General features: G+C 41.6%; 22 protein-coding genes. 10 read left to right on the plus strand and 12 right to left on the minus strand.

Translation table 11 applies throughout. From position 1 onward, the window contains the following. Positions 1–16 precede the first annotated feature (16 nt). Positions 17–1,531, minus strand: coding sequence for a sodium/proline symporter PutP (putP, locus tag FOC32_RS11290; RefSeq protein ID WP_175967482.1), 1,515 nt, complete (start codon positions 1,529–1,531; stop codon positions 17–19). Between the two features lie 414 nt (positions 1,532–1,945). On the opposite strand from putP, the gene aspA reads away from it, so the two are divergent. From aspA to FOC32_RS11315, 5 genes are all read left to right on the plus strand, one after another. Further along, positions 1,946–3,394, plus strand: a complete 1,449-nt coding sequence (gene aspA / locus FOC32_RS11295; RefSeq protein WP_175967484.1) for an aspartate ammonia-lyase — start codon at positions 1,946–1,948, stop codon at positions 3,392–3,394. 124 nt (positions 3,395–3,518) lie between these two features. Further along, complete coding sequence (locus tag FOC32_RS11300; RefSeq protein ID WP_175967486.1) at positions 3,519–3,878, plus strand: hypothetical protein; 360 nt, start codon at positions 3,519–3,521, stop codon at positions 3,876–3,878. Between the two features lie 124 nt (positions 3,879–4,002). Next, positions 4,003–7,461: a transcription-repair coupling factor gene (gene mfd, locus FOC32_RS11305; protein ID WP_175967488.1), complete on the plus strand. Its 3,459-nt coding sequence runs from the start codon at positions 4,003–4,005 to the stop codon at positions 7,459–7,461. Positions 7,462–7,687: 226 nt separating this feature from the next. Then, positions 7,688–8,122 carry an HIT domain-containing protein gene (locus FOC32_RS11310; protein ID WP_004786072.1) on the plus strand — a complete coding sequence of 145 codons (435 nt, stop codon included), beginning with the start codon at positions 7,688–7,690 and terminating at the stop codon, positions 8,120–8,122. A gap of 57 nt (positions 8,123–8,179) precedes the next feature. Further along, complete coding sequence (locus FOC32_RS11315) at positions 8,180–9,670, plus strand: adenylate/guanylate cyclase domain-containing protein (RefSeq protein WP_004786070.1); 1,491 nt, start codon at positions 8,180–8,182, stop codon at positions 9,668–9,670. Positions 9,671–9,743: 73 nt separating this feature from the next. Here FOC32_RS11315 and fdx read toward each other — a convergent pair whose 3' ends face one another. From fdx to FOC32_RS11355, 8 genes are all read right to left on the minus strand, one after another. After that, positions 9,744–10,082, minus strand: coding sequence for an ISC system 2Fe-2S type ferredoxin (gene fdx, locus FOC32_RS11320; RefSeq protein WP_034702567.1), 339 nt, complete (start codon positions 10,080–10,082; stop codon positions 9,744–9,746). Positions 10,083–10,097: 15 nt separating this feature from the next. Next, positions 10,098–11,957: a Fe-S protein assembly chaperone HscA gene (hscA, locus tag FOC32_RS11325; protein WP_034170341.1), complete on the minus strand. Its 1,860-nt coding sequence runs from the start codon at positions 11,955–11,957 to the stop codon at positions 10,098–10,100. A 39-nt stretch (positions 11,958–11,996) separates the two neighbouring features. Beyond that, a complete protein-coding gene (hscB, locus tag FOC32_RS11330) occupies positions 11,997–12,512 on the minus strand; it encodes a Fe-S protein assembly co-chaperone HscB (RefSeq protein ID WP_004786065.1) in 516 nt (171 codons plus the stop codon). A 131-nt stretch (positions 12,513–12,643) separates the two neighbouring features. Beyond that, the gene (iscA, locus tag FOC32_RS11335) at positions 12,644–12,964 is read right to left on the minus strand and encodes an iron-sulfur cluster assembly protein IscA (protein WP_004786063.1); all 321 of its coding nucleotides are present in this window, start codon (positions 12,962–12,964) and stop codon (positions 12,644–12,646) included. 36 nt (positions 12,965–13,000) lie between these two features. Further along, complete coding sequence (gene iscU, locus FOC32_RS11340; protein ID WP_004786061.1) at positions 13,001–13,387, minus strand: Fe-S cluster assembly scaffold IscU; 387 nt, start codon at positions 13,385–13,387, stop codon at positions 13,001–13,003. A 104-nt stretch (positions 13,388–13,491) separates the two neighbouring features. Next, complete coding sequence (locus FOC32_RS11345; protein WP_175967490.1) at positions 13,492–14,709, minus strand: IscS subfamily cysteine desulfurase; 1,218 nt, start codon at positions 14,707–14,709, stop codon at positions 13,492–13,494. Between the two features lies 1 nt (position 14,710). Continuing rightward, complete coding sequence (locus FOC32_RS11350; RefSeq protein WP_004786058.1) at positions 14,711–15,184, minus strand: Rrf2 family transcriptional regulator; 474 nt, start codon at positions 15,182–15,184, stop codon at positions 14,711–14,713. Between the two features lie 111 nt (positions 15,185–15,295). Then, entirely contained in the window at positions 15,296–15,946 is a 651-nt protein-coding gene (locus tag FOC32_RS11355; protein ID WP_175967491.1) for a hypothetical protein, read from the minus strand. A gap of 205 nt (positions 15,947–16,151) precedes the next feature. Here FOC32_RS11355 and FOC32_RS11360 point away from each other — a divergent pair, with 205 nt between their 5' ends. The 3 genes from FOC32_RS11360 (at position 16,152) to FOC32_RS11370 (ending at position 19,057) form a co-directional block, all read left to right on the plus strand. Next, the gene (locus FOC32_RS11360; RefSeq protein WP_175967493.1) at positions 16,152–16,631 is read left to right on the plus strand and encodes a phasin family protein; all 480 of its coding nucleotides are present in this window, start codon (positions 16,152–16,154) and stop codon (positions 16,629–16,631) included. 157 nt (positions 16,632–16,788) lie between these two features. Further along, positions 16,789–17,061, plus strand: a complete 273-nt coding sequence (locus FOC32_RS11365; RefSeq protein ID WP_004786051.1) for an HU family DNA-binding protein — start codon at positions 16,789–16,791, stop codon at positions 17,059–17,061. 130 nt (positions 17,062–17,191) lie between these two features. Further along, the gene (locus FOC32_RS11370; protein WP_175967495.1) at positions 17,192–19,057 is read left to right on the plus strand and encodes a SurA N-terminal domain-containing protein; all 1,866 of its coding nucleotides are present in this window, start codon (positions 17,192–17,194) and stop codon (positions 19,055–19,057) included. A gap of 118 nt (positions 19,058–19,175) precedes the next feature. Here the strand turns inward: FOC32_RS11370 and FOC32_RS11375 are convergent, their stop codons facing one another. Then, entirely contained in the window at positions 19,176–20,048 is an 873-nt protein-coding gene (locus FOC32_RS11375; RefSeq protein ID WP_175967497.1) for a DUF2797 domain-containing protein, read from the minus strand. 35 nt (positions 20,049–20,083) lie between these two features. Here FOC32_RS11375 and FOC32_RS11380 point away from each other — a divergent pair, with 35 nt between their 5' ends. Both FOC32_RS11380 and FOC32_RS11385 read left to right on the plus strand, forming a co-directional pair. After that, positions 20,084–20,554: a DUF6231 family protein gene (locus tag FOC32_RS11380; protein WP_175967498.1), complete on the plus strand. Its 471-nt coding sequence runs from the start codon at positions 20,084–20,086 to the stop codon at positions 20,552–20,554. A 113-nt stretch (positions 20,555–20,667) separates the two neighbouring features. Beyond that, complete coding sequence (locus tag FOC32_RS11385; protein ID WP_004786041.1) at positions 20,668–21,342, plus strand: YidB family protein; 675 nt, start codon at positions 20,668–20,670, stop codon at positions 21,340–21,342. Positions 21,343–21,400: 58 nt separating this feature from the next. Here FOC32_RS11385 and FOC32_RS11390 read toward each other — a convergent pair whose 3' ends face one another. Both FOC32_RS11390 and FOC32_RS11395 read right to left on the minus strand, forming a co-directional pair. After that, on the minus strand, positions 21,401–22,021 hold the full coding sequence (locus FOC32_RS11390) for an OB-fold-containig protein (RefSeq protein WP_005235372.1): 621 nt from the start codon (positions 22,019–22,021) through the stop codon (positions 21,401–21,403). A gap of 20 nt (positions 22,022–22,041) precedes the next feature. Further along, entirely contained in the window at positions 22,042–22,350 is a 309-nt protein-coding gene (locus FOC32_RS11395; RefSeq protein ID WP_373684488.1) for a Rieske (2Fe-2S) protein, read from the minus strand. Positions 22,351–22,353 lie beyond the last annotated feature (3 nt).

Genomic DNA, 22,353 nt, shown 5'->3' on the forward strand with positions numbered 1-22,353 from the left:
ATTTGAAATAGAAAGATTATTTATTCATTTCAGCCATTTCTTTTTGATATTCAGCTTTCGCCAGTTCAAAACGATTAACGACATCGTGACTTGGCGCTTTATCCAATAGGCTCACAATCACAATACTTAACGCTGCCAGAATAAAGCCCGGGATAATCTCATATAGACCGGTATCACCCATATAATTTTTCCAGGCAATTACGGTTACAGCACCAACTACCATTCCGACAATCGCGCCATTGAGGGTCATGCGTTTCCAGAACAATGAGAAAATGATCAGTGGACCAAAGGCAGCACCAAAGCCAGCCCACGCATAAGCCACCAGACCCAGAACTTTACTATTCGGATTAATGGCCAAGGAGATTGCAATCAAGGCAATCACAATCACCATGCCACGACCGACCCAGATCAATTCTTTTTGCGACGCATTTTTACGTAGGAAACCCTTATATAAATCTTCAGTCAGGGTAGTGGAGCAGACCAGCAACTGACAGCTCAATGTACTCATAATCGCAGCCAGAATTGCCGCCAATATAATGCCTGCAATCCAGGGATTAAACAGAATTTTAGTCAGTTCCATAAACACGGTTTCAGGATTCTGGTTCACGATTGCAGCAGCTGGCAAATCAGGATTTGCCGCAAAATAAGCAATTCCGATATAGCCCGCAGACATCGCACCCACCAGACACAGAATCATCCAGGCCATCCCGATCCGGCGTGCAGCAGGAATGGTTTTAACCGAATCTGCCGCCATAAAGCGCACCAGAATATGTGGCTGACCAAAATAGCCTAAGCCCCAAGCTAGGCTGGAAATAATCGCCACAAAACTTAGACCTTCCAGCATATTAGAGGCTTGTGGACGGGCGGTTTCTAATAGAGCACCTACTTGTTGAGCATTATCACTCAATGCCAAATAGGTAATGATCGGTGTAATGAGCAGGGCAAAGATCATCAATCCTGCCTGGAAAGTATCGGTCCAACTGATTGCCAGGAAGCCGCCAATACACACATATAGAATCGTAGCCACTGCACCAAGCCAGAGCGCCGTGGTGTAATCCCAGCCAAACAGGCTTTCGAACAGACGTGCACCTGCGACCATGCCGGAAGCACAGTAAATTGCAAAGAACACCAAAATCACAATGGCTGATAGTAAGCGTAAAATCCGTTTCTTATCCGCAAAACGGCTGGTGAAATAATCCGGCAGGGTCAGGGCATTGTTCTGGTACTCGGTATGCGCCCGTAGACGGCCAGCAACCAGTAACCAGTTCAGCCAGGCGCCAATAATCAGGCCAATCGCAATCCAGACTTCAGACAGGCCAGACAGATAAATGGCTCCGGGTAAACCCATCAGCAACCAGCCGCTCATATCGGAAGCACCTGCGGAAAGCGCAGTCACTACACTGCCCAGACTTCGCCCACCCAGAATATATTCATCAAAATTGGACGTCGCACGATAGGCGTATAAACCGATCCCAATCATGGCGACGATATAAAACATAAAAGTAATCAGTGTCGGGTTTAGCGAGCTCATAGGCAGAGTATCCTTAAATTTTGAACATCATCATCCGGGATGATTTTTTGAACTGCGTTTACAGGGCAGTGATTCAAACACGGTTTAAAAATTACACTCTGTAACAGTTGATCAGCTTTTATGTATATTTTGTGTAAATTAATGGTTTTCTCATAAAAATGCAGAATTAGTAGAGGGTCGTAAAATGCAAAGTTACACATGGTTTTGAAGAAAAATAGGTAATTTTAATAAACGGTTAAATTCATTGAAATTTTGTATTTTAATTACACAAATTTACAAAACTAACAACAAGCTCGAATTAGTCATATTTTGTTTCAAATCCTGCTTAAATCCCTTCTATTTGTTTTTAGAGCCTCTCTTCATAGTGCAGTAATGCCATTCTGAATGGCGCATCATCGCTAAGAGTAATATGACATGGACAATATGTTGCAAATAGAATCAAGCCGAATTGAACAGGATTTATTGGGTAAGAAGCAGATTCCCCAGCACAGCTATTATGGTATTCATACTTTGCGTGCGATTGAAAATTTTCAGATTTCAGGTCTGGCAGTAGGCCAGCAAGCACACTTTATTCGCGCATTGGCGCAAGTTAAAAAAGCAGCAGCACAAACAAATTTACATTTTCAGAAAATATCAGAACAACAAAGTACTGCTATTCAACAAGCCTGTGATGAGTTGATTCATCAACCTCAGGATTGGCAGGAAGCATTTCCGCTTGATCCTTATCAGGGGGGAGCCGGTACTTCTATTAATATGAATGCGAATGAGGTTATTGCAAATCGGGCGCTAGAATTGCTCGGGCATCGTAAAGGCGATTACCATATCTTGCATCCGAATGATCATGTGAATACTTCGCAATCGACCAATGATGTCTATCCCACGGCACTACGTCTAGCGACATATACACGTCTGGATGAACTGCTTCATGTACAAAAATCGTTGATTGATACTTTATATAGCAAGGCATCAGAGTTTCAGTATGTGATCAAGATGGGGCGTACCCAGTTACAGGATGCGGTTCCAATGACCCTGGAACAGGAATTCCGTGCTTTCGCGACTCTATTAAAAGAAGACCTGAAGCTGATTGAGCAAATGCGTCAGTTGTTGCTGGAAGTGAATCTAGGTGCGACCGCTATTGGAACCGGCGTGAATACTCCTGATGGTTATGCCAAACATGCAGTACACACTTTAGCGAAAATTACTGGCCTACCTTTAAAAGGCGCGGAAGATTATGTCGAAGCGACCAGCGATTGTGGTGTGTTTATTATTCTATCGAGTAGTCTGAAACGTCTGGCCGTTAAATTATCCAAGATCTGTAATGACTTGCGTCTTTTGAGTTCTGGCCCACGTACCGGTCTGGCAGAAATCCGTTTGCCAGAATTGCAGGCAGGTTCTTCTATCATGCCAGCCAAAGTCAATCCGGTTATTCCAGAAGTAGTCAATCAGATTGCATTTCGCGTGATTGGCAATGACTTGACTATAACGATGGCAGCAGAAGCAGGGCAATTACAGCTCAATGTCATGGAACCGGTCATTGCAGTATCCTTAAATGAATCCATCCAATTATTAACTCAAGGTATGCAGACCCTACAACAAAAATGTATTGCCGGGATTCAGGCCAACGAACAGAACTGTTTAAATGCAGTGATGCGTAGTATCGGGATTATCACCTTACTGGAGCCACTTTTAGGTCATGCCACTTGCGATGAAATTGGCAAGCAATGTATTCGTGAAAATAAAACTGTACCCGAAGTGGTGCTGGAGCTGGGTTTGTTGAGTAAAATTCAGCTGGATGAAATCTTTGCCTTTGAAAATTTGGTTTCAGAAGTCCCAATGATGAATCAATGGGAACAGGTATCCTGAAAGCTTAAAGATGAGCCGAATATAGATTCGTGCTGATTTTAACCATTTGCCTCAAATCCCGTCTGTGGGTTTGGGGCATTTTCATCTAGACTATATCGATCATACGATGAATTGAGTGTATAGCATGTTTGATAAAATCAGTAACTTATTTAAATCAAACAAACCTGATCCGGCTCAGGCTTTTTTGGAAGAGAATCATATCCAATATATAGAAGGGACTGGTTATATTGTGGATGGGATTAATTTAAATCAGGAGCTGGGTGAGCGGCTGGAATACTTGTCTAACCGACGTATGAAAACATTTGATGATTTAAAATCGCTATATTCAACTGCAATGATCATTAATGAAAAAATTGATCTGGAAATTGCCAATCAACGTTTTAATGCAAGATTAGGAAATACTGAAGAAAACTTGCTGCAATTTAAATTGATTGTGAAAAAGTTAAATGACTATTATCGTAACTTTTTACGCGACAAAAAATAGATGAATCATAGGCTGATTTTATCCTGTGCAGTCAATCTGTAACGACTGCATAAAAATAACGAAATAGCACCAGATCATCGTGATAGTATAAGCTTCATGTTGTTTAGACTTTAAAGCTATATACATGTTCCAACAAGAAATTTCCCAACTTAATTTACCCAAGCTCAAGGCAGGCGAGAAACGCTGGTTAGGCAATCTGCAAGGCTCGTCTACTGCATTATTGCTGAAAGAAATTATCAAGCAGCAATCGCGCCTATTTGTTATTGTTGCACGTAATAACCAGCATTTGGGTCAACTGGAAAGCGAACTGGAATTTTATGGGATTAAACCAACCATATTTCCAGATTGGGAAATTTTGCCTTATGACCGTCTGTCACCGCATCAGGATATCGTTTCCGAACGTCTGGCAATTTTATCTAATATGCCTCAAAGTGGCGTATTGTTGCTGGCAGCTTCTACATTGGCACAGCGTGTTGCACCTACTTCATGGGTGCTGGGTGAACACTTCGATATTCGAGTTGGACAAAAGCTGGATCTGGAACAGCAAAAGAAAAAACTGATTCAGGCTGGTTATCATCTGGTCGATACCGTTTATGACCATGGTGAATTTGCAGTTCGCGGTAGCATTATCGATATATATGCTTCAGGTCAGGATGCACCGATCCGGATTGACCTGTTCGATGACGAAATTGAGACCCTGAAATTTTTTGATCCGGAAACCCAGCGTACTACGCAAACTCTAGAACAATTTACGGTATTACCCGCACAAGAATTTCCCCTTAAGGAAGGTCGTGCTACTTTCCGTGACCGTTATGCAGAATTTTTCCCGACAGCTAATCCAAAGAAAAATCCAATTTATCAGGATGTGATGGATGGCATTGCTTCACCTGGAATTGAGTTCTACCAGCCTTTATTCTTTAGTCATGAAGCGATGCAAGAGCAAAGTACCTTGATTTCGTATTTACCAAAGAATGGCATTGTAATTACAGATAAGGCATTAGAGCAGAGTTTAGAACAGTTCTGGCAGGACGTAACTCGCCGTTATGAAGATCGCCGCCATAATATTGATCAGCCGATTCTGCCGCCTGAAGCACTGTTCTGTCCGACCAATCTGCTTTTAGAACAGCTAAATCAGTTTAGTCGCATCATTGCGGCACAAGAAGCTTTTGATGAGAAAGCCGGCGTGATTAATCTGGATACCCAGTTACCACCACGCTTGCCTGTTGATCCAAAACGTGAAAAGCCCTTTACCGAAGTCAAAAAATATATTGATGCGGCCAATCATCCGGTTTTACTGGTCGCTGAAAGTGCCGGTCGGCGTGAAACCTTAAAAGATGCGCTGCGTCCAAGTCTGGGTGATATTCCGACCGTAGAAAACTTCGATGCTTTTGTTGAATCTCTGCATGCGATTGCGATTACCAGTGCACCATTAGAACGTGGTCTGGTTCTGACAAATCGGATCAGTGTGATCTCGGAAAATCAGCTCTATGAACATCGTGTAGTTCAACGTCGTCGCAAGCGTCAGCAGGAAGTGTCAGAAGAATTCCTGATCCGCAGTCTGACCGAGCTGAGCATTGGTGCGCCAGTGGTACACATTGATTATGGTGTAGGACGTTATGCAGGCTTAATTACTTTAAGTATTGATGATCAGGATCATGAATTTCTGCAACTGGATTATGCAGAAGGTGCTAAAGTCTACGTGCCGGTGACTAACCTGCATCTGATCAGCCGCTATAGTGGCGGTGATCCAGATCTGGCACCTTTACATAAACTGGGTACAGATGCCTGGAATAAAGCCAAGCGTAAAGCTTTGGAACAGATTCATGATGTCGCAGCCGAGTTATTACATATTCAGGCACGTCGTTCATCTAAACCAGGTATCAGTTTTGAGGTTGATCAAAGCCTGTATATGCAGTTTGCTAGCGGCTTTGCCTATGAAGAAACACCGGATCAGGCCAATGCGATTGAAGCCACGTTATATGATATGCAACTGGCCAAACCAATGGACCGTCTGGTCTGTGGTGATGTCGGGTTTGGTAAAACTGAAGTCGCCATGCGTGCAGCCTTTGTCGCAGTACAGAATAATCGCCAGGTTGCGGTATTAGTACCCACTACTTTGCTGGCACAGCAGCATTATGAATCTTTTAAAGACCGTTTTGCAGATTGGCCTGTACGCATTGAAGTACTTTCCCGTTTCGGTTCTTCTAAAGCGCATACCAAAACCATTGAAGACCTAGCAGATGGCAAAGTTGATATTGTCATCGGCACCCATAAGCTTTTACAGGAAAATGTCCAGTTCCATAATCTGGGACTGATGATTGTCGATGAAGAACACCGTTTCGGGGTGCGTGATAAGGAACGTATTAAGGCTTTGCGTGCCGATGTTGATATGCTGACCCTAACAGCAACGCCAATTCCACGTACACTGAATATGGCCTTTAGTGGAATGCGTGATCTGTCGATTATCGCGACGCCACCAGCACGCCGTCTGGCTGTAAAAACTTTTGTGCAGGAACATACCAGCGACACCATTCGAGAGGCGATTCTGCGTGAATTGCTGCGTGGTGGTCAGGTCTATTTCCTGCATAATGAAGTCGATACCATTGAACGTGCTGCAGAAAATATCCGGAATCTGGTGCCGGAAGCACGTGTCATTGTGGCACATGGGCAAATGCGTGAACGTGAGCTTGAGCAGGTCATGCAGCAGTTCTATCACAAGGAATACAATGTCCTGGTGTGCTCGACTATTATTGAGACCGGGATTGATGTGCCGAATGCCAATACGATTATCATTGAGCGGGCAGACAAGCTCGGTCTTGCACAGTTACACCAGTTGCGTGGTCGGGTTGGGCGTTCGCATCACCAGGCTTATGCCTATCTGTTAGTGCCATCCCTAAAAGCCTTGAAAGGTGATGCAGAAAAACGTCTGGAAGCGATCCAACGTGCCTCGACTTTGGGTGCAGGCTTTATGCTGGCCACCGAAGATCTGGAAATTCGCGGTGCAGGTGAACTTCTAGGTGAGCAGCAAAGTGGTTCGATGCAGGCGATCGGCTATAGCCTGTATATGGAAATGCTGGAAAAGGCGACTAAAGCGATTCAAAAAGGTAAAACGCCGAATTTTGATACGCCACTGTCTTTAACTGCGGAAATCAACCTGCATATGCCAGCCCTGATTCCAGACGATTATCTGGGTGATGTACATCAGCGCTTGCTGTTCTACAAACGCATCAGTAATACTGATACTCAGGAAAAACTCGATAATATCCGTATGGAACTGATTGACCGTTTTGGCATTCCGCCGCAACCGGTGAAACAATTATTTGCTGTGCATCAGCTACGTCTTAAAGCCGAGCAATTGGGCATCACTAAAATTGACATTGGTGGGCAGGGTGGCCATATCGAGTTTGCGCCAGATACGCCAGTTCAGGCTATGAGTATTATCCAGATGATGCAGAAACATCCGACATATTTCAGGATGGAAGGCGGCCAGCGATTAAAAGTGATGGTGATGCTGGAAGATTATCAAAAACGAATCCAGTTCATCAGTGATTTATTGGATAGCTTATTAAAAGAGTTAAATTAATAGTTTTAGATTTCATGGAATATGAATATTCACACTATATTTCATTTTTATACATATAGTGTGAATATTAGCTTGTTTTCTTATGAAATTATTTAAGCTAATAGTTTGCCGTTTTGTCCTTCATAATTCATACAAAATTGCCCTAAAGCGCCCGCTTACAATACTCAGCCGCAATTGTATATGGTAGTATTAGCCATCATTCTAATTTTGCATCATTTATAAAGATATGTTTAGTTTGCATCCACAACTTGCTCAAGATACGTTTTTTGTAGGCGACTTTCCTTTATCAACATGTCGTTTGATGAATGATATGCAATTTCCATGGTTGATTCTGGTTCCGCGTGTACCAGGCATTACCGAATTATATGAATTGAGCCAAGCTGACCAAGAACAGTTTTTACGTGAATCAAGCTGGTTATCTAGCCAGTTAGCGCGTGTATTCCGTGCCGATAAAATGAATGTCGCAGCTTTGGGCAATATGGTGCCACAACTGCATTTTCATCATGTGGTGCGTTATCAAAATGATGTAGCATGGCCTAAGCCGGTATGGGGTACTCCAGCAGTTCCTTATAGCAGTGAAGTATTGGCACATATGCGTCAAACCTTGATGCTGGCTTTACGCGGTCAAGGGGATATGCCATTTGACTGGCGTATGGACTAAGCGTTGACATACATTTTATGGTCCATTCAGGATTCTGGACTTTAAGAGAGTAATTGAGTGCAATTAGACGACTGGATTCATCAGGAACCGAAACAGTTTGAATATTTCCATCGGATGATGGGATATATCATGCTGTCTCTGGTTCTGATCGTCTATCACTATACGGAGCCGGATACCAATTACCAGATTTTCGTTCCGTTGTTTCTGGCACTGGTCTTGGTGATCACACCGAAATTATCCCGGTGGATGATTTATAAATACGACTATAATTTAAAACGTAATTTCTTCTTTGTTCTAGATGTGATTATCGTATCGGTTGTACTTGCAGCTGTGCATCTGGATCTGGTGTTGTCCCTGCTGGCAGTGGTCACATTGCTGTATACTGCCATTAATAACAAGATTTCATTCATGATGGTGTCACTGGCTGGCCTGATTGGCACGATGATCTTTTATCTGTCTACCATTGGTATTTTTGGATTTACCAGCTATTTCAGTCCAACCAGTACCGAACTCACCGTACTAGGTTTCATCTGTCTGATTACTTATTTTGGTGTTGGAAATTTCTATCAAAGCGGTCGTATGCAATATATGACCCAGAAGAAAAACCATTATTTCGACCAGATGAACCGTTATATGGAATTCGCCAATCAGCTCAGCCGTTATGCGCCAGTGCAGTTATGGCAATCCATCATGAAAGGCGAATCTGAAGCTAAGATCGAATACAAACGTAAAAAACTCACGATTTTCTTTTCGGATATTCAGGGATTTACAGAGCTTTCTGAAACTCTGATTCCGGATGACTTGGCTTTCCTGCTGAATGACTATTTAAGTCATATGACTGAAATCGCCAAGAAATATGAAGCAACAGTCGATAAGTTTATGGGTGATGCCATCCTGATCTTCTTTGGCGATCCGCATTCAGATGGTGTAGAGCAGGATGCTAAAAACTGTCTGGAAATGGCAATTTCAATGCGTCAGCAAATGAAATTGTTACGCGAACGCTGGATCAAAATGGGTTATCCGCCATTACATATCCGTATGGGGATTTCAACCGGTTATTGCCACGTGGGGAACTATGGCGCCAATCACCGTATGGCCTATACGATTGTTGGTCGTGATGCCAATCTGGCTGCACGCTTACAAAGTGCTGCGGAAGTTGATGAAATCCTGATTTCTGAAGATACCCATAACCTGATCAAAAATGACTATCTATGTGCACCTAAAGAGCCAATTTTCTTGAAAGGGATTAAGGCGCCGGTTCGCACTTGGCAAGTGATGGAAAAATATGCCTTCCAGAAAGTTGAATATCAACGCTGGTTTGATTATGAATATAAAGGTTTCCATTTACTGTTAAATTTGGATGAAGTGCAAAACTATGATTACCCAGAGTTGCTGCATGTGCTGGAGAAAATGATTAAACGCATTCAAACCCAGCAGCAACTGACCAACTCTCAAGGAATTGTGAAATTAAAACTTGAAGATGAAGTGATTGAGCCTTTATCTACTGATGAAGCATTTCGAGCAGCTGAACGATCAAAAGTCATCTAATTTTTATGATTTAAATAAATAATAAAGACCATAAAAAACCACGCCTAAGCGTGGTTTTTTTGATTTTAGAATCTTAATGATTTTCTGAAGCATGGTTGATGGTGTATTTTGGAATTTCAACTTCCAGATCTTCATCTACAATCTTCACTTGGCAAGACAGACGGGAATCAGGCTCTAATCCCCAAGCACGATCGAGCAAGTCAGCTTCGACATCATTCATTTCTTCAAGGCTGTCGAAACCGCGACGAACAATTACGTGGCAAGTGGTACATGCACATGACATATCACACGCATGTTCAATCTTGATTCCGTTTTTCAGCATGCTTTCACATAGATTGGCATCTTGTTCAACTTCAAACTCAGCGCCTTCAGGGCAAATTTGCGCATGTGGAAGAACTTTAATACGTGGCATAGTCTTTACCTTAAATTAGTTTGAGTTTGACCAATCGTCGAGTTTAGTGCCTTTAAGGGCAGCATCAATATGTTGATTCATGCGCAGAGCAGCAAATGCATCACTATGTATTTTAAGCTGTTCTACTGCAGATTCAATGGCTTTGATATCTGTACCTTGTAGCTCGGACTCAAGTCGTGCTTGCGCAACAGTCAGTTCTGCCAATTGCTGTTCATTCATCAATTGAGCATCTACTTTCAGTGCCTGAACCAGTGCTTCAAGTTCACGTTGTGCTTCCACCTTGGTTTCCTGCAGATGACGAAGATTTTTATCTTCTTCAGCAAACTGATAACCTTCTAACAGCAGACGTTCAGTATCTTCACTCGACAGACCATAAGATGGTTTGATATCGATTTGTGCAGTCACACCTGAAGTCATTTCTTTGGCAGAAACGGTTAACAGGCCATCTGCATCCACTTGGAAAGTCACTTCAATGCGTGCTTGACCTGCAGTCATTGGAGGAATACCATGCAGTACAAAACGGCCTAAGCTACGACAATGTTCTACCAGATCACGTTCACCTTGAACTACATGGATCAACATCGCGGTCTGACCATCTTGATAGGTGGTAAATTCTTGACGGCGTGCCACAGGAATCGCAGTATTACGTGAAATCAGACGTTCTACCAGACCACCCATGGTTTCAAGACCCAGAGACAATGGTGTTACGTCTAATAATAATGAACCGTCGGTTGAATTACCAATCAATTGATTCGCAGTAATCGAGGCACCAATTGCAACTACTTCATCTGGATTGATGGTACATAGAGGTTCTTGGTTGAACACTTCACGCACTGCTTTCTGAACGGCATAGGAGCGGGTAGAACCACCTACCAGAACCACGTTTTGAATATCATCCAGTTCCAGTTTGGCATCACGCATGACACGCTTACATACACTGATGGTTTTATCCAAGGCAACCTTGATGATTTCTTCAAAGGTTGGACGATCTAAAGTCAGGCTTTGGTCAAGCAGCTTTAATTCAACTGAGTCAGCATCAGATAATGCTTCTTTAGCTTTACGCGCAGCAGTAATGAAATGCGCATATTCAGCATCATCTAGGGTTTCGATATTAAGCTGTTTTTTAGCCCATTTTAAAATCAGACGATCCAGGTCATCACCACCCAGGGCAGTATGGCCGCCAGTCGCTAATACTTCGAACACACCTTGAGAGAAACGCAGAATTGAAACGTCAAAGGTACCGCCACCCAGGTCATAAATCACATAGTTGCGATCTGTGCTCAAGTTGGTTTCCTGATCCAATCCATAAGCTACCGCAGCAGCCGTTGGTTCATTCAGTAAACGCAGAACGTTTAAACCAGCCAGTTGCGCAGCATCGCGTGTTGCCTGACGCTGTGCTTCATCGAAATATGCAGGAACCGTAATCACGGTACCATTAATCTCATTTTTTAAGCTGGCTTCAGCACGTTCTTTAAGCTGCTTTAAAATTTCCGCAGAAATCTCAACTGGCGTTTTACGGCCTTGCGCAGTTTCAAATGCCGGCATTTCATTCGCTTCGCCCACCAAGGCATAAGGATGCTGGAATTTAATATCTGCTTGGGAGCGACCCATAAAACGTTTTACGGATACAATCGTATTTTTAGGATCGGTGGTAATAAAAGGTTTGGCATCATCGCCATATTCAGTGCTTTGTGCTGCATAATGAACGATAGAAGGAAGTAACACACGACCTTGTTCATCTTTGAGTACTTTGGCTTGACCTGAAAGAACCGTGGCAACCAAAGAGTGGGTGGTGCCTAAATCGATACCAATCGCAATGCGGTGTTCATGTGGTGCACTTGATTGACCTGGTTCTGCAATCTGCAAGAGAGCCATAGTGTTACATCCTTTGCACGTTAAAATTAAATAGAAAAATTAAAATTCATCATCAAGATCAAAGCTGTCATCATCCAGGAAACGGTCTTCCGCTTTGTCGATGTCCGCCATGACTTTAACAAAGAAACGCAGTTTACGCACGGTATCGCGAGCTTCACCCCAGTCTTCATCTTCATAGTCGATTTTGAACTCACGAACCAGACCATCAATCCATTGCTGAACTTCAACTTTCAGAGAAGAAAGATCTTCAGCAGATGAGGCTTCATCTAATTGCTCGCGAATTTCCAGCGCATCCTGAAGAAATTCAAAATCGCTAATAGACTGATCCAGATGATAGTCCTGTTTTTTTAAAGACAGTAAATAAGCTGCACGGCTATCAACCGCTGACAAAGCCTTGAATGCTTGGTTGATCTCGCTTGATTTAATCAAAGCCTGATCTTTATCTTCAGCTTTATCGGGGTGATATTGTTGCTGCAACTTTAAAAATTCTGCTTTTAAAGTGGCTAAATCAATATCGAGTGCTACAGGAAGATTGAACAACTCAAAATGATTCATGGGAGATAGAGTCCGCGATTAATATGCAAAAATGATTAAGCTTGATGACAATTAAAATAACTGCCTAAATGCAATTAAAACAGTGTATTTCACACTGTTTTAATGCTGAAAAAAGAGAATTATTGTTGCAATCAGACAGTGAATGACTCACCACAACCACATTCGCCTTTTTTATTTGGGTTATTAAATTCGAAGCCTTCGTTCAAGCCGTTTTTCACGTAGTCCATTTCTAGACCTTCGAGATAAACCAGACTTTTTGGGTCTACGAAAACTTTAACACCAAACTGTTCAAAGACTTGGTCATGAGTATCGACTTCGTCAACAAACTCAAGAACATAAGCAAGACCAGAACAGCCTGAAGTTTTCACACCAACACGAATGCCTTCACCCTTACCGCGACTTTTGAGGTAATTGCTGATATGAGTTGCTGCATTTTCAGTTAAGTGGATCATGAAAACTCCGTGAATCTTTCTTCAAAAAACGAATGATTAAGCTTTAGACTTCTTGTTACGGTAGTCTTCAACAGCCGCTTTAATTGCATCTTCAGCCAATACAGAGCAGTGTACTTTTACTGGTGGAAGAGCCAATTCATTTGCGATATCAATGTTTTTGATCGCTTGTGCCTGGTCTAAGGTTTTACCTTTTAACCATTCAGTCACTAATGAACTTGATGCAATTGCAGAACCGCAACCATAAGTTTTAAAACGTGCTTCTTCAATCACGCCTTCATCATTAACCTGGATCTGTAAACGCATTACGTCGCCACAAGCAGGTGCACCGACCATACCAGTACCAACGTTTTCTGCATTTTTGTCTAAAACACCAACGTTACGTGGGTTTTCGTAATGATCAATTACTTTTTCGCTATAAGCCATGTTGCTTCTCCAAAACTCGGGGTCAGCCTTAATATAAATATGGGGATTAAAAATTTTTTATCAATAAGATAGCGGTATAAATACAGCTATCTCAGAGTCAAAAATTAGTGCTCAGCCCATTCAACTGTAGAAAGGTCGATACCTTCTTTGTACATATCCCAAAGCGGAGAAAGTTCACGTAATTTCTCAACAGCAGCTTTAGTGATATTTAAAACGTGATCGATATCTTCTTCAGTGGTGTACTTACCAAAGCTGAAGCGGATCGAACTGTGTGCAAGCTCATCAGAAAGACCTAATGCACGAAGTACATAAGATGGTTCAAGTGTTGCAGATGTACATGCTGAACCTGAAGATACCGCTGCATCTTTCAGTGCCATCATCAATGATTCACCTTCAACAAAGTTGAAACTTACGTTTAAGTAGTTTGCAACGTTTTGAGTTGGGTGGCCGTTCAGGAATACCTGTTCAAGATCTTGTAAGCCATTCCAAAGCTTGTCACGAAGTACACGTAAACGAGTTTGTTCAGATTGTAAATTTTTGCCTGCAAGTTCAAATGCTTCACCCATACCAACGATCTGGTGAGTTGCAAGAGTACCTGAACGCATACCACGTTCATGACCGCCACCATGCATTTGTGCTTTTAGACGTACACGTGGTGAACGACGTACGAACAGGGCACCAATACCTTTAGGACCATAGATTTTATGTGCAGAGAAGCTCATCAAATCGACTTTCAATTGAGAAAGATCAATTTCAACTTTACCCGCAGCCTGTGCAGCATCGACGTGGAAGAAAATCTTTTTCGCACGGGTGATTTCACCAATCGCAGCAACATCAGTTGTCGTGCCGATTTCGTTGTTTACCATCATCAGGGAAACAAGAATGGTGTCTGGACGAATCGCTGCTTCAACCATTTCTGGAGTAATTAAGCCAGTTTTTGGTTGCGGCTCAAGATAAGTAATCTCAAAACCTTCAGACTCTAGCTCACGACATGTATCCAAAATTGCTTTATGTTCAATTTTAGAAGTAATGATGTGTTTGCCTTTAGAAGCATAGAACTGAGCCACACCTTTCAATGCAAGGTTGTCAGATTCTGTTGCACCTGAAGTCCATACGATTTCACGCGGATCAGCTTTTACTAAATTCGCCACTTGTTCACGGGCGTATTCAACTTTTTCTTCCGCTTGCCAACCATAAGCATGTGAACGAGATGCTGCATTACCGAAGGTGCCTTCGAAAGTTAAGCATTCCATCATACGTTCTGCAACTTGAGGATCTACCGGAGTTGTTGCTGCATAGTCAAGATAAATCGGACGTTTCATGTCAAATACCTGTAACCGATAAAAGGGCTGAATCAATGTTTGCTGAATTTTGGCGTAATGACACGGTTTGTACGTTGTCACGGGCTACAAGGTCAGCAAGGGTGATTTTTGCGAGATAATCGGCAATGTGATGGGAGAGTTCTTGCCATAAATCATGAGTCAAGCACATCGCGCCATTTTGGCAGTTGCCTTTATGGTCACAGCGAGTCGCATCAACTGTTTCGTTTACAGCTTCAATAATTGCTAACACAGTAATTTCATCTGCGCTGCGTGCTAAATGGTATCCACCATTGGCACCGCGAACACTCGAAACTAGACCATGACGTTTTAGTTTCGCAAATAACTGCTCGAGATAGGCAACAGAAATGGTTTGACGTGCTGCAATTTCAGCAAGCGTGATCGTTTGTTCAGATGGCTGCAAAGCTAAATCAAGTAGAGCAGTCACTGCGTAGCGACCGCGAGTGGTTAGGCGCATGATTCGATACACATGGTTAGACTAGATGTGTAGATTTTATGAATCCCGACTAAATTAGTCAAGTTATTTTTGTGAATGGCGAGCGTATTTAATTTTCTGAAATTGAAAGAATTACGCGCTGATCCAATTATACACTAATAACGCAATCAAAAGTACTGTGATTATACTAAAGGCCATATTGATCTGCTTTTGACGGCGTTCCATACGTTTAATGCGGTTGCGATACTGTTTAACTTCAACTTGCAGGCTATTAATTTTAGAACGTTGATCTTCAATTTTCTTTAATAAAGGCGCAATACGTTTTCTTGATGAACGAATATCGGTCTCATCTGCTGGTGGTTCAGATAACCAGTGTTTCCAGTCGGACAATACTTTAGGTAAGGCAAATAAAGTCAGTAAATCACGGAACTCGTCTTTTAAAACTTGATTTCCGTCAATACGCATCGCACGAATGCTTCTGCGATTGCCAAAGATAAAAATTTTAATCAGATCCATTAAAGTGGTGCGAACATCCAGATCAATAACTCTGCTTGGTGCTTTATAATCAAATAACAGCCCGTCTTTGGTAAACTGAATATAGAAATCAAAATATGGAATATAACTATTGATTTTTATTGTAATATTCTCATCTACAAACTTCTTCGCCTGAAGTGCAACAACACGGTCATGTTTGAGAATGAACGTGAATATTGTTTCTAAAACGATCAAAGTCATCGTAAGCAACAAATGTGGTTGATTTTGACTTTGTTGCGATTCACTCATATATACAACCAATCCTTACCTGAAAATTAAAATGAAAAAGCATCCTGCTGAGTAAAAGATTTCAGGGTTAAATCAAATTAGACTTGAAATAAAGTGCTTTGTAGAACAGTTTAGCAAATCTATCAAGCCCTAAATTTGCTATTATGCGGTGATTTTGTAGATAATTTTATGATATTTGCATAGAGAATAAGCAGGAGTCGTGTACATGGATAAAACAAAAACGACACAAGATACAGATCAGGAATTGATTGAAAGACCAGTGAAGAGTAAATCAAAGTCTGCTTCCGAGCGACGTTCGATGCTGGACTTTCGCAAATATACCAAGCAGATCTGGTTAGCTGGCCTTGGGGCATTTTCCCGGGCGGAGGAAGAAGGCAATAAACTGTTTGACTCGCTGGTCAAGGTCGGAGAAGAGCTGGAATCCAAAACAGTCGATATTGCAGATCAAACTGTGGAAAAAGTCTCCGAAAAAGCACGTGAATCTGTGACAGATACCAAAGATAAGGTTGAAAAATTGGTCGACAACTCTGTTCATCATTCCTTGAATCGTATAGGATTAGTCACACTGAAGGATGTACAACATCTGGAGCGTTTAATTCTTCAGTTGCATGCCAAGGTTGATGAATTGACCTTGCAGCAAGAAAAAATACAGAAAGAATTATCGGAAAAAATACACACAAAATGACTTTCTTCATAATTCAATGTTTTTTTCGCATATATTTTGAAAAAAAAGAGGTTTATAAGTATTGCGTTTATACCTAAAGCATTGCTATAAAGGCGTTATGGTAGTTTAAACAAATTCTTGGACCTTAAATAAACGATATTAAGAGGACGTAGTTTTCATGAATAAATCAGAATTAATTGATGCAATTGCAGAGAAAGGGGGATTATCTAAGGCTGACGCAGGTAAAGCTTTAGATGCTACAATTGCTTCTGTTACTGAAGCTTTAAAAGCGGGTGATACAGTAACTCTAGTTGGTTTCGGTACTTTCGGCGTTAAAGAGCGTGCTGCACGTACTGGCCGTAATCCACAAACTGGTGCTACTCTTGAAATTAAAGCAAGCAAAGTACCTAGCTTCAAAGCAGGTAAAGGCTTAAAAGACGCTGTTGCTTAAGCTGCTTCAATCCTAAAACGCGCCTTCTTTGGCGCGTTTTTTATTGATAGATTTAATTGTTTTGATTAACACATTCATTCAATGGGTTTTTTCGGTTAAAATCCTCTGCAAATAAAATATTGGAATACTTATGGAATCTTTTCGTAAAGTTATTAAGGGTTGGTTGGGCAAGGTCTTGCTCGTTCTGTTTTTAACCCCTTTAGCGCTTGTAGGTATTGAAGGATATTTTAGCGGCGGAAATTCTGATGCAGCAAAATCAGTCAATGGAACTGATATCTCTAAACAAGAATTAGAGTCACTGACAAAATCATTCAAACAACAATACTTAAGTTATGCTAATGGTGATGAAACCTTATTAAATCAAAGCTTCATCGATCAAAAAGCGATGGATACCCTGGTTGCGCGTACCTTGCTTTTGCAACAAGCAGAAAAACTGGGAATTAGCCTGAGTGACCAGCAGATCGCACAAATGATTTCACAGCAGCCTTCTTTTCAGGAGAATGGCAAATTTTCTAATGCTTTATATGAAAATTATCTGAAATCAATTGGCATGACAAACAATGCTTTAGTAGAAAGTTTACGTAAAGACCATGCACTGAAAATGCTGTCTTCTACTTTTATGGATTATCCACTGGTCAGTCCGGTAGAAATGCAGCAAATTGCAGATCTGCAAACTGAACAGCGTCATATTCATATCGCTAGCGTGAATCTGGACAGCTATAAAAAAGCAGTAAAAGTATCAGAAGCTGATATTGCAGCATATTATGAAAAGCACAAATCCCAGTTCAAGCAACCAACTAGCGTTGATGTGGATTATGTGGTGATCAAGGCGAGCAATATTGATACTGCCAATGTAGCGGTTACTGATGCAGAATTGCAGGAAGCCTATAATAAATTTGTGGCTGACCAGAAGCAGAATGTGAAACCAGAGGTTAAACATATTCTGGTGACTGCTGATAGTCGTAGCGATGCTGAAGCCAAAAAACTGGCAAGCGAAATTGCAGCTAAAATCAAAGCCGGTACCACTTTTACACAAGCAGCAGCTCAATACTCTGAAGATCCTGAATCTAAATCTAAAGGCGGTGCTATTGCTGTGTATGAAAAAGGCGTGTTCGGTACTACTTTTGATCAGACTGTTGCATCTTTAAAATCTGGTCAAGTTTCAGCGCCTGTTAAAACAGATTATGGCTACCATATTATTTCAGTCCAATTGCCTGACGTGGCAGTTCCATCTTTTGAATCTCAAAAAGCACGTTTATCTGAAGAAGTATTGGCAGCAAAAAAATCTAATGCATTCTCTGATACGGTAAACAGTCTGAATGACATGGTCGTAAGTGCGGACTCGCTGGATGTTGTTGCTCAGGAAGTGAAGGGTGTTCAGGTTCAGAAAGCAAATGGTGTGACCCTTGCGACACGTGATCCATTGCTAAGTAATGCGGCTGTCAAAGTTAAACTATTTAATGATGACGTGAAAAATGGCGACCGTAATGCATCGTCAAGCATTCAGTTAGCCAATGGTGATGTGGCTTGGGTAAAAGTTCGCAATTATCATGCAGCGGGTGAGCAGACACTGGCAGAAGCTAAACCAGCAGTAAAAGCGAAACTGATTCAAGATAAAGCATTTGCTGCGGCTAAAGCTGAAGTGCAAACTGCATTAAATGAGTTTAAAACCAAGCCTGCAGCATCAGTTGCGAAAGGTAAACTGGTATTTGAAGATGCAGGCATCTATACACGCGCAGAAGGTCTGCTTAAGCGTGATGTACAACGTGCAGCATTTAGCGTACCAGCGCCTAAAGCAGGTCACTGGTCAGTAACGACAGCAAATATGCCAAATGAATTGGTTGTTGTGGCAGTTTCTGAAGTGAAGAAAAATCCGATCGATGTTTTAAGTGCAGAGCAACGTAGTGAACTGGTGAAATTATATCAACAGCTTCGTGGTCAACAAGAATTTGATGACTATACGCGTTACTTAAAATCTCACGCAAAAATCAAATAAGATTCGATTGTAAAAAACCAGCCTGAGGGCTGGTTTTTTTTATTATTCTGAGTAGTGAAATAAATCATATCGAAAATAAAAAAGAGAGCATATAGCTTTCTTTTAAAATCCGGCTATTTTATTCCGCTCTAAAAATCAGCTCATAACCTGTATATTTTCGGATATTAATCACGCCAGTATCTAGAATCAGATATTGACCTTTAATTCCTTGTAATTTGCCTCGGATCACTGGAGTTTTGTCCAGATTGTGAGATTTGATTTTGTCTGGATATTGCTCTACCGGATAAATGAACTCACGCGGTAATTCCTTGTCCAGTACTTCAATATTCTCATTAAACTGTAGATTCTGATTAAACTCTTCACGAATGGTTTGGATTTTTGGTGCAAATTCTTCAATCAGCTGATCGCGAACCTCAATCAGATTTAAAGGTTCCGCTTCGCCTTTGAGTAATTTACGCCAGTCAGTTTTATCTGCGACCTGAGTACCAAACATCACTTCCAGTTTACCGGAAAGCCGGCGAGAACCTACTTTCATGATAGGAAGCGCCTGAGTCGCACCTTGATCCAGCCAACGAGTCGGCATTTGATTGATACGGGTAATTCCGACTTTCAATGCACTGGAATTGGCCAGATAAACAATATGTGGCTGGAAGCAGACATTCTGTGCAAATTCATCTTCCCGGCAGGTACCTAAATGATAATGGCAGGTTTCCGGTTTCATGATGCACATATCACATGAAGCTTTAGTTTTAAAACATTTAAAACAGTGGCCTTGTGAGAATGATTTAGAAGTTTTTTTGCCGCAAGAAACACAATAGATATTTCCTGTCCATTCAATCTCGATTTCCTGACCTAACTGGAATGGAAGGTTAATTTCTGATCCATCTAATATTAATTTATATTCAACATTTGCCCGCTGGGTATTTTGATCAGTTACACTAAGCTCTATAAGACCGACGTGCATTTTATGGCAAATGCCCTGAAGTTCCATAAAAAATTACTCACTTAAATCATAAGGATGCAGTCATGGCTGAACAGAATGTCATCACTTCAATGCTAGACGATTTCGCTAAGGAACAGCCAATTCATACTGCTATTTGTATCGGGCAGGATTTAACCCAATCTCAATTTCAGCAATCTATTCAATGGCACTATTTTAACGTATCTGAGGTTTTAAATCTGCCTTTTCAACAGCGTTATGACCTGGCAGTAGTGATGCTGGATACTCCTGAAACCTTAGCATTGTCAGAACAGCAGAAGAGTCAAATTCTGGTTAAAATGCGTGATTTATTTGCAAAACGTCTGGTGGTGGTGAGTCGCTTGCAGGATGAGAAACTGCTCAGGTCTCTAGGTTTGACCCAGTTGATTGACAAGACGGTTCATGGGACAGATTTTGCACTCTGGCAATTCAATATTTTGACTTATAAACATGTGCCGGATTGGTTTAACTCTAAATTCTGGGCTAACCCTGAAAACTGGGATAAATATCGCTGGTAAAACTGGAGGGCTGATAAGGTCTTATATCAGTATTGCAAATATTAACAAAATCCTGCATGGAAAATAGGAGCCAAGACTCTATTCTGTAGAGAAGCCGTATACAGGAATGAGTTATGACCAATCTTAGTAGTATTGTGGAAATGCTGGCCAAGCAAGCCTTGGGAAATAACCAGTCGCAATCCCAGCAGCGTTCATCCCAGCAAGGGGGATTGGCAGATATTCTTGGATCAGTATTGGGTCATATCAATAATGCCAGTCAGCAAAACCAGAATCCAAATCAGCAGCATCAAAACTCACAACAGCAAAACAAGCAAAATGGTCTAGGTGCAATTTTAGGTTCTGTACTCAGTCAGCTCGGAGGTGGGAGCCAATCTTCCGCTCGACCGAGTTCTGGACTGGGTGGCAGTTCAACGACAAAGACTTTATTGATTGCTGTCTTGCCTCTGGTCTTGGCCTGGATTCAGAAACAGGGCGGTTTGCAAGGAGCCTTGGACAAACTCAAAGGACAAGGTTTAAATAGCCAGGTCGATGACTGGGTCTCTACTGGCCCGGGTGAAAATGCCAATGTTGATCCGCAGCAGGTACAAAACCTGTTTGATGACCAGGAAGTAGAACAGGTCGCAGAACAGACCCATGTGCCTAAACAGGATGTCTATAGCGCCATTTCTCAGGTCTTGCCGCAGATTATTGATTCACTGACACCACAAGGTGAGCAAACCAGCAAGCAGGAAGCCAATAATGATATTCAGAATGTATTGAATATGGTCTCAGGCTTGTTTAAAAAATAAATCTATCTATCCAATAAAAAATCCCGACTTTTAGCCGGGATTTTTTCTATTGAATTCTTTAAGCTTCTTCCAGATTCAAGCTAAAGAGTCGGTTGGATTTACAGATCTTCTTGGCCACATAATGCGATTTTCTAAGACGGATTAAAATAATCTGAGACTGAAATTCCAGTTCGCCAAATTCAGGTTCGACCTGAACATAGTGTAACTGACCATACTCATCCCGAACTCGCGCTTGGGCAGAAAACCCGGGTCGGGCATTACCGCTCGAAATTGTGGCTAAACGGCCTAACAGGTTTACATCATTCTTTTTATATTTAGGTGGAATGACCTGATCCAGACAATGAATCATAAATACGGTAAAGAAAATCGCAATGATCAATGCCGGTAGAATGATGTAATAGGCTGGTAAGAAATGATATTCCTGTGAATAGATCAGAAACTGAAGCAAATAGCCGGCAAAGCTAAAATTCATCAAGAAGAAAAAAACAATCAGGGTTTTGGAAAATTTAACATTTAGCCATTCAACATTCTGAAAGTCATATGGGGAAATGCGTTTCAGGAGTTGACTGGGTTTAAGCTTAAAATAGAAGGCAACTGTTTTTGCCATACCAAGCAGAATGATGAACAATAAACTGAGATGAAATGGCATCAGGTTATAGTCAAGTAAAAACTCAGGCATGGCAAAATCCGTTTTAGCTATTATTCTGAAAGATAAATTCCGCCATCAGAATGCACGGTAATATCAACTTTTTCAAGTGATTGACCTTGGCAAGGTCCAGAAATACATTCACCGCTTTCTACTACGAACAGCGCACCATGAGTAGAGCATTCAATAAACTCCTGATCACGGTCCAGAAACTGGTTTTCCAGAAATTCCAGTTCTACCTGTAAATGTGGACAAATATTCTGGTAAGCATAAAACGAACCATCACGCTGGGTGATAAAAATTGTATCCCCATTTGGAAGTTCAAAAGAGCGTGCTTCACGCTCTGGAATATCGTCAGTCATGCA

It is taken from the genome of Acinetobacter sp. FDAARGOS_724, from assembly GCF_013364475.1.
GTDB classification, from domain to species: Bacteria; Pseudomonadota; Gammaproteobacteria; order Pseudomonadales; family Moraxellaceae; genus Acinetobacter; species Acinetobacter variabilis.